Annotated in this window: 21 protein-coding genes; 15 read left to right on the forward strand and 6 right to left on the reverse strand. The window is 66.0% G+C overall.

Translation table 11 applies throughout. The features are described from left to right. Window positions 1-156 precede the first annotated feature (156 nt). Complete coding sequence (locus H7J73_RS30605) at window positions 157-1599, forward strand: carotenoid oxygenase family protein (RefSeq protein WP_264071572.1); 1443 nt, start codon at window positions 157-159, stop codon at window positions 1597-1599. On the opposite strand, the gene H7J73_RS30610 is transcribed toward H7J73_RS30605, so the two are convergent. Further along, complete coding sequence (locus H7J73_RS30610) at window positions 1596-2876, reverse strand: PucR family transcriptional regulator (RefSeq protein WP_264071573.1); 1281 nt, start codon at window positions 2874-2876, stop codon at window positions 1596-1598. The genes H7J73_RS30605 and H7J73_RS30610 overlap by 4 nt on opposite strands. Before the next feature lie 125 nt (window positions 2877-3001). Between H7J73_RS30610 and H7J73_RS30615 the strand changes: the two genes are divergently transcribed. Then, on the forward strand, window positions 3002-3868 hold the full coding sequence (locus H7J73_RS30615) for an oxygenase MpaB family protein (RefSeq protein ID WP_264071574.1): 867 nt from the start codon (window positions 3002-3004) through the stop codon (window positions 3866-3868). Further along, the gene (locus H7J73_RS30620; RefSeq protein WP_264071575.1) at window positions 3855-4460 is read left to right on the forward strand and encodes a TetR/AcrR family transcriptional regulator; all 606 of its coding nucleotides are present in this window, start codon (window positions 3855-3857) and stop codon (window positions 4458-4460) included. The genes H7J73_RS30615 and H7J73_RS30620 overlap by 14 nt, the downstream gene beginning before the upstream one ends. 2 nt (window positions 4461-4462) lie before the next feature. Here H7J73_RS30620 and H7J73_RS30625 read toward each other — a convergent pair whose 3' ends face one another. Then, entirely contained in the window at window positions 4463-4630 is a 168-nt protein-coding gene (locus H7J73_RS30625) for a hypothetical protein (protein ID WP_264071576.1), read from the reverse strand. Window positions 4631-4790: 160 nt separating this feature from the next. Between H7J73_RS30625 and H7J73_RS30630 the strand changes: the two genes are divergently transcribed. Continuing rightward, on the forward strand, window positions 4791-5183 hold the full coding sequence (locus H7J73_RS30630) for a nitroreductase/quinone reductase family protein (RefSeq protein WP_264071577.1): 393 nt from the start codon (window positions 4791-4793) through the stop codon (window positions 5181-5183). 72 nt (window positions 5184-5255) lie between these two features. Here H7J73_RS30630 and H7J73_RS30635 read toward each other — a convergent pair whose 3' ends face one another. Next, the gene (locus H7J73_RS30635) at window positions 5256-5624 is read right to left on the reverse strand and encodes a SpoIIAA family protein (RefSeq protein WP_264071578.1); all 369 of its coding nucleotides are present in this window, start codon (window positions 5622-5624) and stop codon (window positions 5256-5258) included. 38 nt (window positions 5625-5662) lie between these two features. On the opposite strand from H7J73_RS30635, the gene hemL reads away from it, so the two are divergent. The 8 genes from hemL (at window position 5663) to H7J73_RS30675 (ending at window position 14683) form a co-directional block, all read left to right on the forward strand. Further along, a complete protein-coding gene (hemL, locus tag H7J73_RS30640) occupies window positions 5663-7030 on the forward strand; it encodes a glutamate-1-semialdehyde 2,1-aminomutase (RefSeq protein WP_435405611.1) in 1368 nt (455 codons plus the stop codon). A 48-nt stretch (window positions 7031-7078) separates the two neighbouring features. Continuing rightward, window positions 7079-7660 carry a histidine phosphatase family protein gene (locus H7J73_RS30645; protein WP_264071686.1) on the forward strand — a complete coding sequence of 194 codons (582 nt, stop codon included), beginning with the start codon at window positions 7079-7081 and terminating at the stop codon, window positions 7658-7660. Window positions 7661-7663: 3 nt separating this feature from the next. Further along, on the forward strand, window positions 7664-8272 hold the full coding sequence (locus H7J73_RS30650) for a TlpA disulfide reductase family protein (protein ID WP_264071580.1): 609 nt from the start codon (window positions 7664-7666) through the stop codon (window positions 8270-8272). Continuing rightward, window positions 8269-9045, forward strand: a complete 777-nt coding sequence (locus H7J73_RS30655) for a cytochrome c biogenesis CcdA family protein (RefSeq protein WP_264071581.1) — start codon at window positions 8269-8271, stop codon at window positions 9043-9045. Before H7J73_RS30650 ends, H7J73_RS30655 begins: the two co-directional genes overlap by 4 nt. Window positions 9046-9155: 110 nt before the next feature. Further along, on the forward strand, window positions 9156-10724 hold the full coding sequence (resB, locus tag H7J73_RS30660) for a cytochrome c biogenesis protein ResB (protein ID WP_264071687.1): 1569 nt from the start codon (window positions 9156-9158) through the stop codon (window positions 10722-10724). Beyond that, window positions 10724-11707 (forward strand): c-type cytochrome biogenesis protein CcsB, encoded by a 984-nt coding sequence (gene ccsB, locus H7J73_RS30665; RefSeq protein ID WP_264071582.1) that lies wholly within the window; start codon window positions 10724-10726, stop codon window positions 11705-11707. The genes resB and ccsB overlap by 1 nt, the downstream gene beginning before the upstream one ends. Before the next feature lie 331 nt (window positions 11708-12038). Continuing rightward, window positions 12039-13175, forward strand: a complete 1137-nt coding sequence (locus H7J73_RS30670; protein ID WP_264071688.1) for a L,D-transpeptidase — start codon at window positions 12039-12041, stop codon at window positions 13173-13175. Window positions 13176-13567: 392 nt separating this feature from the next. Continuing rightward, window positions 13568-14683: a MinD/ParA family ATP-binding protein gene (locus H7J73_RS30675; protein ID WP_276031985.1), complete on the forward strand. Its 1116-nt coding sequence runs from the start codon at window positions 13568-13570 to the stop codon at window positions 14681-14683. Window positions 14684-14690: 7 nt separating this feature from the next. On the opposite strand, the gene H7J73_RS30680 is transcribed toward H7J73_RS30675, so the two are convergent. Beyond that, window positions 14691-14852, reverse strand: a complete 162-nt coding sequence (locus H7J73_RS30680; RefSeq protein WP_264071583.1) for a hypothetical protein — start codon at window positions 14850-14852, stop codon at window positions 14691-14693. 75 nt (window positions 14853-14927) lie between these two features. Here H7J73_RS30680 and H7J73_RS30685 point away from each other — a divergent pair, with 75 nt between their 5' ends. Beyond that, window positions 14928-15206 carry a DUF4229 domain-containing protein gene (locus tag H7J73_RS30685; protein ID WP_264071690.1) on the forward strand — a complete coding sequence of 93 codons (279 nt, stop codon included), beginning with the start codon at window positions 14928-14930 and terminating at the stop codon, window positions 15204-15206. 60 nt (window positions 15207-15266) lie between these two features. Here the strand turns inward: H7J73_RS30685 and H7J73_RS30690 are convergent, their stop codons facing one another. Both H7J73_RS30690 and H7J73_RS30695 read right to left on the reverse strand, forming a co-directional pair. After that, the gene (locus H7J73_RS30690; RefSeq protein ID WP_264071584.1) at window positions 15267-16136 is read right to left on the reverse strand and encodes a 1,4-dihydroxy-2-naphthoate polyprenyltransferase; all 870 of its coding nucleotides are present in this window, start codon (window positions 16134-16136) and stop codon (window positions 15267-15269) included. 36 nt (window positions 16137-16172) lie between these two features. Further along, window positions 16173-16829 (reverse strand): DUF1345 domain-containing protein, encoded by a 657-nt coding sequence (locus H7J73_RS30695; RefSeq protein WP_264071585.1) that lies wholly within the window; start codon window positions 16827-16829, stop codon window positions 16173-16175. 331 nt (window positions 16830-17160) lie between these two features. Here H7J73_RS30695 and H7J73_RS30700 point away from each other — a divergent pair, with 331 nt between their 5' ends. Beyond that, complete coding sequence (locus H7J73_RS30700) at window positions 17161-17940, forward strand: S-methyl-5'-thioadenosine phosphorylase (protein WP_264071691.1); 780 nt, start codon at window positions 17161-17163, stop codon at window positions 17938-17940. Further along, complete coding sequence (locus H7J73_RS30705; protein ID WP_264071586.1) at window positions 17937-18971, forward strand: NAD-dependent epimerase/dehydratase family protein; 1035 nt, start codon at window positions 17937-17939, stop codon at window positions 18969-18971. Before H7J73_RS30700 ends, H7J73_RS30705 begins: the two co-directional genes overlap by 4 nt. The last annotated feature ends 18 nt before the right edge of the window (window positions 18972-18989 follow it).

Consider the following 18989-nt stretch of genomic DNA (forward strand, 5'->3'; position numbering starts at 1 on the left):
GTTGCGGCTGCTCATCGCCCCTGCGGGGCAGAGTGCCTATCGTGTGCGCCAAAGGGTGTGCGCTCTGACCGATGATCGTCATCTCATCGTCCGCCACGCTGGATGCGGGAGCCGGGCAGACCCGCCCAGGCTCGCTGACCAGATCAGGAGAACCCCATGTGGGACGACAACAACAGGTCATTGAACGGACCGTTCGAACCGTGGCACCAGGAGGCCAACACCTTTGATCTGGAGGTGGTGGGCGAGATCCCGCGTGAACTCAACGGGGCGTTGTACCGGACCAGTTCCAATCCGCATGTGCGCCCGATCAATCCAGACCGCTATCACTGGTTCGATGGTGACGGGATGGTCTACGGGGTCTTCCTCCGCGACGGACGGGCTCATGCAGCGAACCGGTGGGTCAAGACCGCTGGGTTCAAGATCGAGGAGGAGAACGGCAAGGCCGTCTATGGCAGCGTCTTCAATGGTGGTGTAGTGCCTGATTTTTCGATTGATCCGCCGATGAAGAACCCGGCCAATACCAATGTCACCTTGTTCGATGACCGACTGCTGGTCTTCACCGAGGTCGGCCTTCCGCACGAACTGCATCCCACGAACTTGGAGACCCGCGGCCAGTACGACTACCACGGTTGTGTCGCTGGACCTGTTACCGCGCACTGGAAGACGGACCCCCGCAACGGGGACATGTTGTTCTACGGCGTCAGTGGATCGGAAATGACGTGGTATCAAGCTAATTCCCACGGCAAGCTGCTGGACAGCTATAAGTTCGATATGGGGGTGTCCTGCTTCATGCACGATTTTGCCGCCACCGACGACTATGCCGTATTCGTCATCAATCCCACCGTGTACCGCCCGGAAGCCATCATGGCGGGGACGCCAGGTGTCGTCTGGGATCCACAGGCGTCCAATGGAACTCGATTTGCGGTGCTCAACCGCCACACCCACGTAGTCACCTGGATCGACGGTGGCGGGGCGTATTCCGCCACTCACTTCTACAACGCCTACTCCGATGGTGACCGGATCGTCGTCGACGGTCACCGTACGCAGCGGTGGGGACGGCTCCCGGAGGAGGCCGAAAATATCCGGCCGGGCCAGGATTTCAACAAATGGTTCGACACGATGGTCGCCACCCCGTGGCGGTGGGTGCTCGACCTGGGTACCGGTCGGATGACTGATCGCCAGATCACCGATGTGGTGGGTGAATTCCCGAGAATCAACGACGACTATGCGCTTCGGGAGCACCGCTTCGGCTACTACGCGACGACCCGGGGTGTCGACGGGTGGCTCACCGACGGTCTGGCCAAGCACGACTACCGCGGTAACCAGACCACGATAATTCCAACCGGTGAACTCATCTCGCCGTCGGAGCCGGTATTCGTACCGCGTGAGTCGGCCACCGGTGAGGATGACGGTTGGATGATGTCGTTGTGGTGGAACCCGTTCACTCGGCTCTCGGAGCTACTGATCCACGATGCGCTGCACTTCGGCGCCGAACCGGTCGCCCGGGTGAAGCTCAATCAGCGTGTTCCGATGGGTTTCCACGGCAACTGGGTTGACGGCAGCGTGATCGAAGCCGCCCTGTCCTCGCAGACTGCCTAAGATTGATCGTCGTCGAGATGGCCGAAGTCCAGAATCGCCAGCGCGGCCTGGACTTCGGCCATTCTTTCGGTCACGGGATGGCCGAGGATCGTTTCCAGCGTGGCCAACCGGCTGATCGCGGTATTTCGGTGGACGTGCAGGCGTTCGGCGGCGACGGCGATCCGCAGCTTCGAGTCGAAATAGCACCGCAGCGTCAGCACCAAGTCCCGGTTGCGCGGATTCGGCGTCGCCAGTTCACCGAGTTCCGATGTCACGAACCAGTCGGCCTTCTCGGTGTCGCTGCTGAGCAGGATGGGCAACCCGTGCCGGTGATAGTCGATGACGTGGCTCGCACGCGTCCGTCCGAACTGGTTGGCGGCCAGAGCTTCGAGATGCGTTCGGCGAAATCCCGAGGCCCCCGATTGTGCCGTTCCGACGCCCACCCGCACTGCGGGATCGAGTTCGGCGGCAAGCTGCATTGTGTCGAGGCGGGCCGGCCGCGGGAAGGTGGCCCACATCCAGAGTGAGTCGGGGTGTTCCCGAACGACGACGGTGGATACGCGCAGCTGGTCGTTGATGATCTGGACTGAGCGTCGAAGCACGGGAAGGCTTAGGGGTGACGAATCGGTTCCCGAGACGACGAACCCCAGGTGATAGTCGGCCACGGAGATATTCAGGACACTTTTGGTCAGACGCGGGTCGACGGGACTGCCGGCGATCAGCCTCTCGATCAATTCCTGCTGCGCGTGCACCCCGGAGGACGAGAAGCGTTGCCTCTCAGTCAGATACTGAGTCGCCATGGTATCGAGCATGGCGTCGGCCGACGTTGTCACCGTAAGGGTGATAGTGGTCAGTGTTGCAGCTGAGGCTTGGTGGGCGATAGCCACGCTGAGTAGCGCCCGTATCGCGAGTTCGTTTGCAAATCTTATGGTTTCGGCGACCCGCTCGAAGGGGACTCCGGTGGCGATCAGCTGTCTGATCGAGCTTTCTGTCCTGGTGGCCAGCTCTGCCGCGCCGCCGGCATCCTCTGCATTGGTGAGTGTGAACAAGATGCCCAGGATCAGGATCTCGGCTTGAACCGCGATATCGCCTGTCGGCGCCGCGTGGCCGAGGGGTCTGGCCTGTGTACCCGCAGCCACCTCGCCGGCCACCTGCGCGGCCCAGGCCACCACGTCCGGTCCTAGGAGCTCTTCGGCACGCAGTCGGGCCGCCGTCGCAGACCCGGTGCCGGGGTCGGGCCCTGTCGGCGCGAGCGCGGCGACGATAGCTGCCAGTTCGGCACTGTGTTTATCGCTCATCTGGACACATGGGTGAACCGGTCGACGTCTTTCGGCAGGGCATAGCGTCACTCCGCTGTCGTATTGAGCGCGAGCTTAACACCGCCAAGTTGGTACAGAGATTCAAGATCTGTAACACTGTACCCATGACGGAATTGGCCAAGCCCGAATCGGCGACGGATGCACTCCCGCTGGGACCGCAGTCGCTGGTGTGGAAGTACTTCGGCGACAACCGGATGTACCTGATCGGCCCGCGGCCCGCGGTGTTGCAGAACATGCTCGCCGAACTCGGCCAGGGCGTGCTGGACCATTCGGTCTTCTTCGCCGATACCGCCGCCCGGGTCAAGCGTTCGATCCCGCCGATCATGATGACGGTCTACGGTTCCGATGACGACAACCCCGGGACCCGCGTCCGCGACTTTCACACCAACATCAAAGGCGAGATAGCCCATCCCGACGGAACAGTTTCTCGCTATCACGCGCTGGATCCCGACACGTACTTCTGGGCGCACGCCACTTTCGTCGAACAGGTGTTGTACTTCGCCGACACCTTCGTCAAACGGCTCACCGAGGCGGAGAAGGAACAGATCTACGCAGAGTCCAAGACGTGGTATCGCCGGTACGGCGTCAGTGACCGGCCCATGCCTCAGGACTACGCCGCGTTCCAAAAGTATTGGGACGACATGTTGGATCGTGTCGTGGTGGCACACCCGACCGCGAAATACGGCGTCGGCTACGTGACCAAAGGCTTCCCCCGACCCAAGGGTGTCTCACCCCTGGCCTGGCGGTTGATCGCCCCGGTGTTCAACCCTGTGGCCGCCTTCCTCACCACCGGCGGGATGCCACCCTCGACGCGGCCGATGCTCGGCCTGCCGTGGAGTGATCGCCAAGAGCGGCGCTACCAACGGTTCGCCGCGCTGTGGCGCTCGCGGCCGGTCAACTGGATCTGGGACCGGCTACCGATGCGCTTGCGCTACAACACCTTTGCGCAGGTCGGCTATGCCAGGTCCTGATCCGGCCACCACCGCGATTCTCGACGCCGCCATCATCGAGTTCGAGCGGTTCGGTTTCCGAAAAGTGGCGCTCGACGACGTGGCGCGCCGGGCGAAAGTCAGTCGTACCACCATCTACCGCAAATTCAAGGGGCGCGACGAGCTGGTTGCCGCTGTCATGGACCGCGAGAACGCGGCACTGTGCGCCGATATCGCCGACGAGCTCAAACATGCTGGTCCACAATCGAACTACTATGTCGAGGCCTTCACCGCGGCGATCCTGCGGTTCCGCGCGCATCGGGTGCTCAACCAGCTGATCATCGATGAGCCCGCACTCGCGCTCGAGCTGGCCCGTCAGCACTATCCGGCCGCCGTCCAGCGCATCGTCGACGCGCTGGAAGTGATCTTCCCGCCGGGGTTCGCCGAACGGATCGGGCCGGCCGCCGTCACGGATCTGGCCGACGCAATCCTGCGGTACGCCATGATGGCGTTACTGCTGCCGGGGCCCGCCCCGCTGGAGACCGCGGACGACATCCGCGCGTTCGCCGTCACGCAGTTCCTCCCGAGCCTGCCCACCGCTCTCCGCGCGGCGAAGGTGGGCGTGCCCGTCTGAGCTCAGGCGCTCTGCTGGTGCAGTTCCAAGGCCATCGCCGACAACGCCATGCCGAGGTGCCCGACGGCCTCGGCGAGCAGCCGCTGTGCTTCGTCGTCGGTCTTGTGGCCGGCCTCGGCCGCTTTGGTCACGGCCCTGTCGGCCTGGTCTTTGGCTCCTGTGTAGGACATCGGACTGCCTCCCTTGGCGCTGGTCTTGATGGGTTCCCTTCTCCGCCGGAGCCAAACGCTGCGGTCAGCTGTTGCGACTGAGCTGGACGGCGGCCACGGCCTTGGTGATCATGCGCCGGTGGCCGTTGCCTTCAGGGCTGCGACTGAGCACACTCGACAGATGGCCTACCTCAAGCCGCCGTGGTTCACCGCCAAGATCTTCAACAAGGTCGCGATGGCCACCGGGGTTTCAGGCTGCGAGACGTTGACGGTGACCCGGCGCTCCGGGGCGCATCAGCAGATCCCGGTGATCACCGTCGACGTGGGCGGTACCAAGTATCTGGTCTCCACTCGCGGCGAATCGCAGTGGGTCAAGAATGTCCGGGCGACGCCCACGGTGATTCTGACCACACAGGTCGGCGCGGTCCCGTACCTGTCCGCAGAGGTGCCCGTGGACCAGCGCGAGCCGGTCTTGGCGGCCTATCGGAGCAAGGCGGGGAAGACCGTCGAGGGATATTTCCGCAAGCTGCCCAACCCCGCCGATCACCCCGTCTTCACGCTGACCCCGGCCTGATCTGTCGGTCCGCGGGGATCGGCACAGCGATTCCCGCAGCGATGACCCCCACAGCGATGCCCCCGCCCTTGATCAGCCCGCGGCCCACGTCTTGGCTTGGTCCAGGTCGCCGAGTCTGAACAGCGAGAGCTCGCCGGGCACCATCCAGGCCAGCGCGTGCAAGGTGTGGGCCACCCATTCCTTGTCGGAGACGACGGCAATCCGTTTGAAGGCCGCGTGGTGTCGAAAGAGCGCACCGAAGCCCAGCTTGAGATCTTCGGCCAGCCCGCCTGGGCCGAAGCCTTGGTAATCATCGGCGATGACCTCGACGAACCTGATCTCGTCGGTGCGCAGCAGTTCGTCCATCGTGGGCTTGAACCCGCGCATGTCCTCGCGGTTCAGTCGTCCCGACACTCGGATGCCGGACACTCCTGCGGGCAGGTCGGAAAGAACTTCGATCATCGTCCGATCCTCGCGCACCAACCTGGGAAGCGGGCGTGATCGGTCTGACAACTACACCCTGTAGTCGAACTTCAGGCAGACCTGGGACACTGGTCAACATGAGCAGTACCGAGCTGTCCGCCAAGCTTTTCGCCGACGCCTGCACGGTCATCCCCGGCGGCGTGAACTCACCGGTGCGGGCCTTCAACTCCGTTGGCGGCACGCCGCGCTTCATCACCTCCGGCACTGGCTACTGGCTGACCGACGCCGATGGCAACCGCTACGTCGACCTGGTCTGCTCGTGGGGCCCGATGATCCTCGGGCACGCGCACCCGGCCGTCGTCGACGCGGTCATCACGGCCGCCGGGCACGGGTTGTCCTTCGGCGCCCCCACTCCGACCGAATCCGAGCTGGCCGCCGAGATCATCAACCGGGTGGCGCCGGTCGAGCGCATCCGGCTGGTGAACTCCGGCACCGAGGCCACCATGAGTGCGGTCCGGCTGGCCCGCGGGTTCACCGGCCGCACCAAGGTGGTGAAGTTCTCCGGCTGTTATCACGGCCACGTCGACGCGCTATTGGCCGACGCGGGTTCCGGCGTGGCGACGTTGGGGCTGCCGTCCTCGCCCGGTGTCACGGGTGCGACGGCCGCCGACACCATTGTCTTGCCCTACAACGATGTCGCCGCAGTCGAAGAGACCTTCGCGAAGTTCGGCGATCAGATCGCCGCCGTCATCACCGAGGCGAGTCCCGGCAACATGGGCACCGTCCCGCCGCTTCCCGGCTACAATGCCGCGCTGCGCCGGATCACCGCCGCATACGGCGCGCTGCTGATCATGGACGAGGTGATGACCGGCTTCCGGGTCAGTCGAAGTGGTTGGTACGGAATCGATCCGGTGGAGGCCGACCTGTTCACCTTCGGCAAGGTGATGAGTGGTGGGCTGCCCGCGGCGGCCTTCGGCGGCCGGGTCGAGGTGATGGAGCGATTGTCTCCGCTGGGCCCGGTTTATCAGGCAGGCACCCTGTCGGGTAACCCGGTGGCGGTGGCCGCCGGGCTGGCCACCCTGCGCGCCGCCGACGACGCGGTGTACGCGGCACTCGATGCCAACGCCGACCGGCTGGCCGGCCTGTTCGGCGACGCACTCACCGGAGCCGGTGTGGCACACCAGGTTCAGCGGGCCGGCAATATGCTCAGTGTCTTCTTCTCCGATACCCCGGTCACCGATTTCGCCTCGGCCAAGGCCAGTCAGACCTGGCGCTTCCCGCCGTTCTTCCATGCCTTGCTGGACGCGGGCGTGTACCCGCCGCCGAGCGCGTTCGAGGCATGGTTCGTCTCCGCCGCTCTCGACGACGAGGCGTTCGACCGGATCGCCGCGGCGCTTCCGGCCGCCGCCAAGGCCGCCGCCGATGCCGAACAGCCAGGAGCCTGAGTGGCGAAAAACGGTGTGCGTCCCGGGTTGATCACCAAGGTCCACGTGATGCGCCACGGCGAAGTGCACAACCCCGAAGGCATCCTATACGGGCGGCTCCCGGGCTACCATCTCTCCGAACGGGGCAAAGCGCAAGCTCAGGCGGTCGCAGATTCCCTGGTCAACAACGACATCGTCGCCGTCATCGCGTCCCCGCTGCAGCGCGCGCAGGAGACGGCGGCGCCGATCGCCGCGGCGCACCGTCTGCCCGTCGACACCGATGACGAGCTCATCGAATCGGCGAATTACTTTGAGGGCAAACGCATGTCGCCCGGTGACGGAGTCTGGCGTCACCCCAGGGTGTGGTGGCAGCTACGCAACCCCCTGACACCGTCGTGGGGCGAGCCGTACAAGGAGATTGCCGCCCGGATGACAGCGGCGATCGACCGCGCCCGGGTCAAGGGGGAAGGCCGCGAGGTGGTGTGTGTCAGCCACCAGTTGCCGGTCGAAACGCTGTGGCGGTCGCTGGCCGGCAAAAGCCTGCCGCATGATCCGCGTAAACGCCAGACGCAGCTGGCGTCACTGACCACGCTCACCTATGACGGTGATGAGCTGATCGACGTCTCGTACTCCGAGCCCGCGGGCCGATAGCCGATGCGGAGCAAGGTCATCGCCGCAGTGGCGGCCACCATCGCGGTGGCTGCACTGCTGACCGGCTGCTCCACCGGTGACGACGCCGTCGCCCAGGGTGGATCGTTCGAATTCGTGGCCCCGGGCGGCAAGACGGATATCTTCTACGATCCTCCCGAAAGTCGCGGCCGCCCAGGGGCGTTGACCGGTCCCGACCTGATGAACCCCGATCAGAAGCTGTCCCTCGACGACTTCGCGGGCAAGGTGGTGGTGATCAACGTCTGGGGTCAGTGGTGTGCGCCGTGCCGCTCCGAGATCGGCCAGCTGCAGCAGGTGTATGACGCCACCAAAGGCGACGGCGTGGCGTTCCTGGGTATCGACGTCCGCGACAACAATCGCGAGGCCGCCCACGATTTCATCGTTGACCGCAAGGTGACCTACCCGTCGATCTACGACCCGTCGATGCGCACGATGATCGCCTTCGGCGGCAAGTACCCGACCACCGTCATCCCGTCGACCATCGTGCTGGACCGCGAACACCGGGTGGCGGCGGTCTTCCTGCGCGAACTGCTGGCCGAGGATCTGCAACCCGTGGTGGCCCGCCTGGCCGCCGAACCCGGGCCGAAATCATGAGTGGCGTCACCGAACTGGCCGCCTCGGGCCCGCTGCTGTTCGCCCTCGGTGCGTGCGTGCTGGCCGGGCTGGTGTCGTTCGCGTCGCCGTGCGTGGTCCCGTTGGTGCCCGGTTACCTGTCCTACCTGGCCGCGGTTGTCGGTGTGCAGGACGACCCGGCGACCGCGGTGCAGACCGGGACCCGAACCCGCCTGCGCGTCACCGGCTCGGCGCTGCTGTTCGTCGCGGGCTTCACCGTCGTCTTCATCCTGGGCACGGTCGCGGTGCTCGGTATGACGACATCGCTGATCACCAATCAGCTGCTGCTGCAACGGGTCGGCGGCGTCATCACGATCATCATGGGCTTGGTGTTCGTCGGGTTCATCCCGGCGCTGCAACGCCAGGCCCGTTTCACGCCGCGGCAAGTCTCGACCGTCGCGGGTGCGCCGCTGCTCGGTGCCGTCTTCGGGCTGGGCTGGACGCCGTGCCTGGGCCCGACGCTGGCCGGTGTGATCACCGTCACGTCGGCCACCGACGGGGCCAGCGTCGCGCGCGGGGTGGTGCTGGTCATCGCTTACTGCCTCGGGCTGGGTATCCCCTTCATCCTGCTCGCCTTCGGGTCGTCCTGGGCTGTCGGCGGATTGGGCTGGCTGCGCAGGCACACCCGCGCCATCCAGATCTTCGGTGGGGTGTTGCTCATCCTGGTCGGCATCGCGCTGGTGACCGGGGCGTGGAACGAATTCGTCTCCTGGGTGCGCGATGCATTCGTCAGCGATGTGAGGCTTCCACTGTGACCAGCTCCTCCCCGCGAGCAGACGCAAAGGCCCCGCGCAACGGCGGAAAAAGAGGACCTTTGCGTCTGCTCGGCGAGAAACTGCGCAACGCGTGGCGCACGCTCACCTCGATGGGCACCGCGCTGGTGCTGCTGTTCCTGCTCGCGTTGGGCGCGGTCCCCGGAGCGATGCTGCCGCAGCGCAGCCTCAACGCCGCCAAGGTCGACCAATACATCGCCGACCATTCGCTGATCGGGCCGTGGCTGGATCGGTTCCAGTTCTTCGACGTCTTCTCCAGCTTCTGGTTCACGTCCATCTATGTGTTGCTGTTCATCTCGCTGGTCGGGTGTCTGACGCCACGCATCATCGAGCACGCCCGCAGTATGCGGGCGGTGCCCGTGCCCGCACCGCGTAACCTCGCCCGGCTGCCCAAACACGCTGAAGCACAGGTGGCCGGGGACCCCGACGCCACCGCTGCGGCGATGGTCGAGCGGCTGCGCGGCTGGCGCAAGGTGGTGCGCACCGATACCGAAAACTCAGGTGCGACGGAAATTTCCGCCGAGAAGGGCTATCTGCGCGAGTTCGGCAACCTGGTGTTCCACTTCTCCCTGCTCGGCCTGCTGGTGGCGGTGGCCGCAGGCAAGATGTTCGGCTACGAGGGCAACGTCATCGTGATCGCCGACAGCGGGCCGGGCTTCTGTTCGGCATCGCCTGCGGCGTTCGACTCGTTCCGGGCCGGCAACACCGTCGACGGGACCTCGCTGTACCCGATGTGTATCCGGGTCAACGACTTCCAGGCCGAGTACCTGCCGAGTGGGCAGGCCCGGTCATTCGCCGCGAATATCGACTACCAAGCCGGTGACGACCTGCAGACCGGCGCCTGGCAGCCCTACCGCCTCGAGGTCAACCATCCGTTGCGGGTCGGCGGGGACCGGGTCTACCTGCAGGGCCACGGCTACGCCCCGACGTTCACCGTGACGTTCCCCGACGGGCAGACCCGCACCCAGACCGTCCAGTTCCGGCCCGATGAAGCACTGACACTGTTGTCGTCGGGCGTCGTGCGCTTCGATCCGCCCGGGGGCACCTATCCCGACGCCGACGAGCGGCGCAAACATCAGATCGCCATCCAGGGGCTGTTCGCCCCGACCGAACAGCTCGACGGCAAGCTGCTCTCGTCGAGCTTCCCGGCGATGAACGACCCGGCCGTCGCCATCGACATCTACCGCGGCGACGCCGGTCTGGACACCGGGAGACCGCAGTCGCTGTTCACCCTCGACCCGCGGCTCATCGACCAGAAGCGGCTCACCAAGCTCAGCCGGGTGAACCTCAAGGCGGGTGAGCAGGTCCGCCTCGACGATGGCATGGTCGTGCGCTTCGATGGCGCGACGCCGTTCGTCAACCTGCAGGTCTCGCATGACCCCGGCCAGGTGTGGGTGTTGCTCTTCGCGCTGACGATGATGGGCGGACTGGTGGTGTCTCTGCTGATCCGGCGCCGTCGGATCTGGGTGCGGATCTCCCCGGCCAGCGCAAACGGCGACGGCGACGGTACCGTGAATGTCGAACTCGGCGGCTTGGCCCGTACCGACAACTCGGGCTGGGGAGATGAGTTCGAGCGGCTGACCGGCAGGCTGCTGGCAGGGCTGGAAAGCCCGGCCGCGGGAACCGCTGCCGCAGCCGAGGCGTCGAGAGAGAAGGTCTGATGAACACCGAGCACGTCGACGTCGGGTTGGCCCGCTACTCCGATTGGGCTTTCACCTCGACGCTGGTGGTGCTGGTAGTCGCCCTGGTGCTGCTGGCGGTGGAACTGGCCTACTCCCGCGGTCGTCGCAGCGACGCCCGAGAACTGGTCGCCGCAGGCGGCGGGGGCGTTGCGCAGGACAGCGCCACTCCCGGCATCGTCGCCGACACTCCTCGGCGATCCGCCGACGAACGTGTCGGCAAGGCCGGTCTGGCCATGGTCTACCTCGGGATCGGCCTGCTGCTGGTGTGCATCGTGCTGCGCGGCCTGGCCACCGCGCGGGTGCCTTGGGGCAACATGTACGAGTTCATCAACCTGACGTGTTTCTGCGGCCTGGTCGCCGCGGCCATCGTGCTGCGCAAGCCGCAGTACCGCAGCCTGTGGGTGTTCGTGCTGCTGCCGGTGCTGATCCTGCTGGCCGTCTCCGTCAAATGGCTTTACACCAACGCTGCCCCGGTGATGCCGGCCCTGCAGTCCTACTGGCTGCCCATCCACGTGTCGGTGGTCAGCCTGGGTTCGGGAGTATTCCTGGTTGCCGGCGTCGCCAGCATCCTGTTCCTGCTGAAGATGTCGCCCCTCGGGGATCCCGGCCGCGAGGGGACGCTGGCGCGCGTCGTCCAACGACTGCCCGACGCCCAGACGCTGGATCGCATTGCCTACCGCACCACTATTTTCGCGTTCCCGGTTTTCGGGTTCGGGGTGATCTTCGGCGCGATCTGGGCCGAGGAGGCCTGGGGCCGGTATTGGGGCTGGGACCCCAAGGAGACGGTCGCCTTCATCGCCTGGGTGGTGTACGCCGCCTACCTGCACGCCCGCTCGACGGCAGGCTGGCGCGACCGCAAGGCCGCCTGGATCAACGTCGTCGGGTTCGTCGCGATGGTGTTCAACCTGTTCTTCATCAATCTGGTGACGGTCGGTCTGCACTCGTACGCCGGGGTGGGCTGAGCACACTCTGGCGTTGGTGTGGCTGGGGCAGGTGTGGCGTGTCAACACCCGCCCCAGCCGGGAAAGCCCTATCTGGGGGACAGGGCGAGCTTGGCGATCGCGCGGACCGGATCCACTGTCGATCTACCTAGCAACGTAGCAGCGCGAGATGAACAGTAGGCGGCTTCCATCGTGAGAATGCTTGCCAGAACCTGACTTTCAGCGCAATGGCAACATCGTGATCATCTACGTACTATTTACGTAAATGATGGTCATGGCGCGGTGAGGTGAGTTCGTGCGGAAACGGTCGTGGCCGGTGCTGCTGGTGGTGGCGTTCGGTCTGGTGCTGAGCATGACGGCGTGTGTGGCCAGGCAGCCGACCGTGCCGGCCGAGTCGACCGTCACCGACAAGGGCACGCCGTATACCGACCTGCTGGTGCCCAAGCTCAGCGCCTCGGTGGTCGACGGTGCGGTCGGGGTGCCGGTCAACCGGCCCGTCACGGTGACCGCCGACGACGGAGTGCTCGGCGCGGTCGCGCTGGTGAACGCCCAGGGCAGAGCGGTCATCGGCGAACTGAGCTCCGATGGGCGCGCGTGGTCGACCACCGAGCCGCTCGGTTACAACAAGCAGTACACCCTCGAAGCCGAGGCGCTGGGGCTCAGCGGGGCCACTCGCAGCCGGATGACATTCCAGACCCATTCGCCGGACAACATGACCATGCCCTACGTGTCGCCGACCAACGGTGACGTGGTCGGCGTCGGGCAGCCGCTGTCGGTACGGTTCGACGAGAACATCTCGGATCGTCTTGCGGCGCAACGCGCCATCACCGTGACCACCGATCCGCCGGTGGCGGGCGCGTTCTACTGGCTCAGCAGCCGCGAGGTTCGCTGGCGACCCGAGAAGTTCTGGAAGCCGGGCACGAAAGTCGCGGTGTCGGTCAAGGCCTACGGCACCGATTTCGGTGACGGTCTGTTCGGCCGCGACGACGTCGACACCCGGTTCACGATCGGTGACGAGGTGATCGCCACCGCCGACGACGCCACCAAGACACTGACGGTTCGGGTCAACGGTGCGGTCGTCAAGACCATGCCGATCTCGATGGGCAAGAACAAGACTCCGACCGACAACGGCACCTACATCATCGGCGATCGGTACCCGTCGCTGGTGATGGATTCCTCGACGTACGGGGTGCCGGTGAATTCGGCAGACGGATACCGCACGGAAGTCGAATGGGCCACCCAGATGTCCTACAGCGGCATCTATGTCCACTCGGCTCCCTGGTCGTTGGGCAGTCAGGGCCGCACCAACGTGAGCCACGGGTGCCTCAACGCGAGCCCGGCCAACGCGCGCTGGTTCTACGACAACACCCGGCGCGGCGATGTCGTCGTGGTGACCAACACCGTCGGGCCGACCCTGTCGGGCACCGACGGTCTCGGTGATTGGAACATTCCGTGGGAGCAGTGGCGGGCGGGCAATGCCGGTGTCTGACCCACGCGGGCACGGGGGCGCGCCCAACCCGCACGCCCAACTCGCGAGCTGACGTCTGCGGGGTGCCGCTGCAGCTGCGATAGGGTGGCGCAAGCTTGATTGTCGTCGATGTCGTCAAGGGAGCGCACAAGTTGTCTGACCAACCGGCGCACGGCGCCGAGGCTCGACATGGCCGCGAAAATGCAGATCTGCCAACGTGGTTGACAGATCGTGAGGGGTCCGAGCCGACTGCTGAGGCCAAGCCGGCCGCCCATGAACGCTCCGATGCCCCCGCATCGGAGCGCAATGAGCCGGTCGCCTCCCGCGCGGAGTACCCGGAGTACACCGAGTACACGGAGTTTCATACCCCCGGCTACGGCACACCGATACCCAGCAGTAGCTCCCCGCGGCCGCTGCGCGGGTTCCGTTCCGAGCAACGGTTCACCGACCCCACAGGTTTCGGCCCGATACACCAACCCGAGTGGGGAGAGCCGACCCCGCCGATCGGCATCCCCACGGTGGACCCCTATCCGCCCGGCAACGCCACCGGCTCGTTATCGTCGTCCTACCGGCCGACGGTGCCGCAGTCGCCCTACCCGGATCTGTCGACGAGCTCGCTACTGCGTGAGGTGAAGCCACCGCCGTCGGACGGCTGGCGACGGTGGCTCTACCTGCTGTCCGGGAAGTTGATCAACGTGGGGGAGAGCCCACGGGCCAACCACCGAAACAATCTGATCGCCCACGTCAACCAGCCCGTGCAGGGCTGCTACCGGATCGCGTTGCTGAGCCTCAAGGGCGGAGTCGGTAAAACGACGATCACGGCGACGCTGGGTGCGACGTTCGCGCAGGTCCGCGGCGATCGCGTCGTCGCCGTCGACGCCAACCCCGACCGCGGGACGCTGAGCCAGAAGGTGCCGCTGGAGACGCCCGCCACGGTGCGGCACCTGCTGCGCGACGCGGAGACCATCGAGCGCTACAGCGATATCCGCAATTACACCTCCCAGGGCCCGAGCCGGTTGGAGGTGTTGGCCTCCGAGAGTGATCCAGCGGTTTCGGAGGCGTTCAGCTCCGATGACTATCTGCGGGCCTTGGACGTGCTTGACCGCTTCTACAGCCTCGTGCTGACCGACTGCGGCACCGGGCTGATGCACTCGGCGATGTCGGCGGTGCTGTCCCATACCGACAGCCTCATCGTGATCAGCTCCGGGTCCGTCGACGGCGCGCGCAGTGCCTCGGCGACGCTGGACTGGCTCGACGCTCATGGGCACGAGAACTTGGTGCGTAATTCGGTCGCCGTCATCAATGCGGTGCGGCCGCGCTCGGGCAAGGTCGATCTACAGAAGGTGGTGGATCACTTCTCGCGGCGCTGCCGGGCGGTGCGGTTGGTGCCGTTCGATCCACATCTGGAAGAGGGCGCCGAGATCAACCTCGACCGGCTCAAGCGCGAAACACGAGAAGCGCTGCTGGAATTGGCCGCGGTCGTCGCCGACGGCTTTCCGGCCGCCGACACCCACGACAGGTTCCGTTAAAGGAGCGTCAGCGCGGGGTGTTGTCGTCGCGACCGAGTCGCCACAAAAAATCGGGGTCGTCGTCGGGACCGATCACGCGTGTCTTCGGACGTTCGGCATAAGCCTTCGTCATCCGCCAACCGGCATAGACAAGGCCGGCTAACGCCAAGATGAGGAGCAGGTAAAGCACGGGTTAACCTCCTTGGTGCAAATATACGCGCGTCGGTAGGCTCAGGCGGTGCCTGATGAGCGTCCCACCGGCCGGATGATGGTCGACGTAGTGACCTACCTGCTAGCGCGGCTGTTATTGGTCGCCGCGCTCAGCGTGGTGATCTTCTTCGGGGCGCACCTGCTCGGGATCGACGAGTTCCCGTTGGTGCTCGCCGTCTTGTTCGCGATCGTGATCGCCCTGCCGCTGGGGATCTGGGTTTTCAAGCCGCTGCGCCTCAAGGCGACTGCCAGCATCGCTGCGGTCGACGAGCGGCGCCGGGCCGACCGAGAGCAGTTGCGTTCTCGCCTGCACGGTGACGTCCCGCCGGAGTAACCCGGTTGTGTCTGAGCTCACCGCGAAGAAGTGCGAGTAGCCGTCGCGTTCAGCTCGTTCTCAACCCAGCGTCAGCGCCGCTGCTACCACGATCGCCCATACGAGCATCGTCAGGCCGGTGTCGCGCAACACCGGGATGAGTAAGGGCCCGCCGAGACCACGTCGCACCGGGGCCGCGGCCCGCACGGCCAGCGGGGTGGCGACCAGACCTGCCAAGCACCAGGGCGTCGCCAAGGACAGCGTCAGCGTGAGCGCCAGAGCGACCGCCAGCAGCCCGATGAACAGCCGCCGCGTGCGAGCGTCGCCGAGTCTGACGGCCAGCGTGATCTTGCCGGAATCTGTATCGGTGGGGATATCGCGCAGATTGTTGGCCACCAGCACCGCCGACGACAGGCAGCCCATCACGATCGCCGTCGCGAGCCCCACCCAGTCCACCCGTAACGCCTGCGTGTACTGCGTGCCGAGCACCGCGACGAGACCGAAGAAGACGAAGACCGCGATTTCGCCGAACCCCTGATAGCCGTAGGGGTTTGAGCCGCCGGTGTACAGCCAGGCGCCGGCGATACACGCGACGCCCACCACGATCAGCCAGGGATTGCTGAACAGCGCCAGCGCCAGGCCGGCGACCGCGCCGATCGCCAGGCTGATGATCGCGGCGGTCAGCACCGCGCGCGGGCTGGCGACTCTGGAACCGACCAGTCGCAGCGGGCCGGCCCGGACGTCGTCGGTGCCGCGGATCCCGTCGGAGTAGTCGTTGGCGTAATTCACCCCGATGATCAACGCGACCGCGACGACCAGCGCCAATACACCGCGCCACCACACCGCGCCGTCCAGCCATGCTGCCGCTCCGGTGCCGGCGACGACGGGTGCCACCGCGTTGGGCAGGGTGCGCGGACGTGCCCCCTCGATCCACTGCGCGACAGTTGCCATCAGAGAATCGTGCCATGGTCTTCACAACCGGGGTCGTCAGCCGCCGAGGTTCACCAGTCCGGCGACCAGGTTGATCGTGATGGCCAGGATGATCGCTCCGAGCAGAAATGAGAGCATCGCCTGGCTCAGCGCGGTCGCGCGGATGGCGCGGGTCTTCAGATTGGTGTCGGAAACCTGGTAGGTCATCCCGATGGTGAACGCCAGATACGCGAAGTCGACGTAGTTCGGTTCCTCGTCCTGATTGAAATCGACACCGCCGCTGTCGTCGGTGTAGTACAACCGGGCATAGCGCAACGCGTAGATGGTGTGCACCGAGAACCAGGACGCCGTGACGCTGAGAACCCCGACCGTGGCCGCCCAGACGTTGCCGCCCTTGGCGGATTCGGCGGCCAGGAGATATCCCACCCCGGCGAGGCTGCCGATCGCGGCCAGCAACACCACCACCTGCGAGACGCGCCGGGTGGCGTCCTCCTCATGGGCTTTGGTGGCGTGATATTTGGCTTGCGCATCGTCCATCGGGCCGACCAGCCGCCAGGTCCATGCGAGATAGACGCCGGCCGTCGCGATCCAGCCCGCCGCCGGCGCGTAGGGCCAACCCGCTGTCGTCGCCACCACCGCGACTGCGACGACCCCGACGGCCAGCGCGACGGTGAGACGCACGGCAGCGGGGGCGCCCGGACCGAAGACCTTCACGCAAACGAGTAAACACTGCCAACCTGGGATTGGCCGCCAGCGTTCGGGCGGCGTGGCCGATCGGGTCGGATCCGCTGTGCGGGATGTGAATTATTCTGCGCGGATGGGCATCTCGGGTTCACCGGCCAGGGCGACCGCTCGCCCGTCGGTCCGGCTTACTGAAATGCAATGTGGCCCAGCCGGAATCGTCGCCACGTGAGGATCCCGTCGGCCGGCACGGTGACGGGGCGCATGCCCGCCGAGCCCGCGGCGGGCCGACGCGGGTCGATGTCATGGCAATGACACGATTCGTCCCGCTCCGCGGCGGTTCGGGGGGATACCGCAGAATGGTCTGATGCTCGGAGTCATCGGTGGCAGTGGTTTCTACTCGTTCTTCGGATCCGACGCCCGCAGTGTCAGCCTGGACACCCCTTACGGCGCGCCCAGCGCGGCGATCACGGTCGGCAAAGTGGGCGCCCATGAGGTGGCGTTCCTGCCCAGGCACGGACTCAACCACACCTACTCCCCGCATACCGTGCCGTACCGGGCGAACATGTGGGCGTTGCGGGCGCTGGGCGTGCGGCGCATCTTCGGGCCGTGCGCCGTCGGCAGTCTGACGCCCGAGCTGGGGCCTGGCGCGATGGTGGTGCCCGATCAATTGGTGGACCGCACCAGTGGCCGGGCGGCCACGTACTTCGACAACGGCGGTATCCACGTCGGGTTCGCCGATCCCTACTGTCCCGAACTGCGCGCGACGGCGACCGGCCTGCCCGGGGTGGTCGACGGTGGCACCATGGTGGTCATCGAGGGGCCGCGCTTTTCCACCAGGGCAGAGAGTCGCTGGTACGCGAGCGCCGGGTTCACCCTGATCAACATGACCGGCTATCCAGAGTCTGTGCTCGCCCGTGAACTTGAGATGTGTTATGCCGCAATTGCTTTGGTTACCGATCTGGATGCCGGTATTGAATCGGGGACTGGTGTGACAGCCGTCGACGTGTTCGCCGAATTCGAGAAGAACCTGGTGCCGTTCAAGCAGCTGGTCCTGGAGGCGCTGGACAACACCCCCAGCGAGCGCACCTGCACGCACTGCCTGCCGCACGCCGGGGTCACGCTGCCGATCGACCTGCCGTGAGAGTCCTGGTCACCGGTGCCGCCGGTTTCATCGGTGCCAGGATCGGCGTGGCCCTGCTGGCGCGCGGCCACGAGGTGGTCGGGATCGACGCCATGCTCGATGCCGCGCACGGGGCCGGGGCGGAACTGCCTGCCGGGGTGCGGTGGGTCGATGTGCGCGATGCCGATCGCCTGGCGCCGCTGCTCTCGGGGATCGACGTGGTGTGCCACCAGGCGGCGATGGTCGGCGCCGGGGTGAACGCGGCCGACGCTCCGGCCTACGGCAGTCACAACGACTACGGGACCACGGTGTTGCTGGCGGGCATGTATGCCGCCGGCGTCCGGCGGCTGGTGCTGGCATCGTCGATGGTGGTCTACGGCCAGGGCGGATTCGATTGTCCGGTGCACGGATCCGTCGAGCCACAGCCGCGGCGCACGGAGGATCTCGATGCCGGGGTTTTCGAGCATCGCTGCCCGGTCGGCGGCGAAGAGGTCACGTGGCGTCTGGTGGGCGAGGATGCGCCGCTGCGGCCGCGCAGCCTGTACGCGGCCAGCAAGACCGCCCAGGAGCATTACGCGCTGGCGTGGAGTGAGGCCACCGGCGGTTCCGTTGTGGCACTGCGCTACCACAACGTCTACGGCCCTGGCATGCCGCGGGACACGCCGTACTCCGGTGTCGCGGCGATCTTCCGCTCGGCGATCGAAAGGGGTGAGGCGCCAAAGGTTTACGAAGACGGCGGGCAGATGCGTGACTTCGTGCACGTCGACGACATCGCCGCCGCGAATGTCGCCGCGATCGAGGCCGCGGACATGACCGGGTTCCATGCCGCCAACGTCTGCTCCGGTCGGCCGGTCTCGATCCTGGACGTGGCCACCATGGTGTGCGATGCGCGTGGCGGACTACCGCCGCAGGTCACCGGCCAGTATCGCAGCGGCGATGTCCGGCACATCGTCGCCGACCCGGCCCTGGCCGCTGACCTGCTGGGTTTCCGGGCCGCGATCGGCCCGGCGGACGGTCTGCGGGAATTCGCATTCGCCCCGCTGCGGACCTGACTCTTTTGTTCTTGACAC

The organism is Mycolicibacterium komossense (genome assembly GCF_025822605.1).
Lineage (GTDB): Bacteria > Actinomycetota > Actinomycetes > Mycobacteriales > Mycobacteriaceae > Mycobacterium > Mycobacterium komossense.

What these genes read in the sequence shown, in the direction of transcription:
- H7J73_RS30670 (WP_264071688.1), top strand. Translation starts at nt 12,039, where the DNA reads ATGACGGCGTGTGTGGCCAGGCAGCCGACCGTGCCGGCCGAGTCGACC.
- H7J73_RS30620 (WP_264071575.1), top strand. Translation starts at nt 3,855, where the DNA reads ATGCCAGGTCCTGATCCGGCCACCACCGCGATTCTCGACGCCGCCATC.
- H7J73_RS30685 (WP_264071690.1), top strand. Translation starts at nt 14,928, where the DNA reads ATGATGGTCGACGTAGTGACCTACCTGCTAGCGCGGCTGTTATTGGTC.
- H7J73_RS30635 (WP_264071578.1), bottom strand. Translation starts at nt 5,624, where the DNA reads ATGATCGAAGTTCTTTCCGACCTGCCCGCAGGAGTGTCCGGCATCCGA.
- resB (WP_264071687.1), top strand. Translation starts at nt 9,156, where the DNA reads ATGGGCACCGCGCTGGTGCTGCTGTTCCTGCTCGCGTTGGGCGCGGTC.
- H7J73_RS30650 (WP_264071580.1), top strand. Translation starts at nt 7,664, where the DNA reads ATGCGGAGCAAGGTCATCGCCGCAGTGGCGGCCACCATCGCGGTGGCT.
- H7J73_RS30630 (WP_264071577.1), top strand. Translation starts at nt 4,791, where the DNA reads ATGGCCTACCTCAAGCCGCCGTGGTTCACCGCCAAGATCTTCAACAAG.
- H7J73_RS30625 (WP_264071576.1), bottom strand. Translation starts at nt 4,630, where the DNA reads ATGTCCTACACAGGAGCCAAAGACCAGGCCGACAGGGCCGTGACCAAA.
- H7J73_RS30690 (WP_264071584.1), bottom strand. Translation starts at nt 16,136, where the DNA reads ATGGCAACTGTCGCGCAGTGGATCGAGGGGGCACGTCCGCGCACCCTG.
- H7J73_RS30610 (WP_264071573.1), bottom strand. Translation starts at nt 2,876, where the DNA reads ATGAGCGATAAACACAGTGCCGAACTGGCAGCTATCGTCGCCGCGCTC.
- H7J73_RS30615 (WP_264071574.1), top strand. Translation starts at nt 3,002, where the DNA reads ATGACGGAATTGGCCAAGCCCGAATCGGCGACGGATGCACTCCCGCTG.
- H7J73_RS30645 (WP_264071686.1), top strand. Translation starts at nt 7,079, where the DNA reads ATGCGCCACGGCGAAGTGCACAACCCCGAAGGCATCCTATACGGGCGG.
- H7J73_RS30605 (WP_264071572.1), top strand. Translation starts at nt 157, where the DNA reads ATGTGGGACGACAACAACAGGTCATTGAACGGACCGTTCGAACCGTGG.
- H7J73_RS30655 (WP_264071581.1), top strand. Translation starts at nt 8,269, where the DNA reads ATGAGTGGCGTCACCGAACTGGCCGCCTCGGGCCCGCTGCTGTTCGCC.
- ccsB (WP_264071582.1), top strand. Translation starts at nt 10,724, where the DNA reads ATGAACACCGAGCACGTCGACGTCGGGTTGGCCCGCTACTCCGATTGG.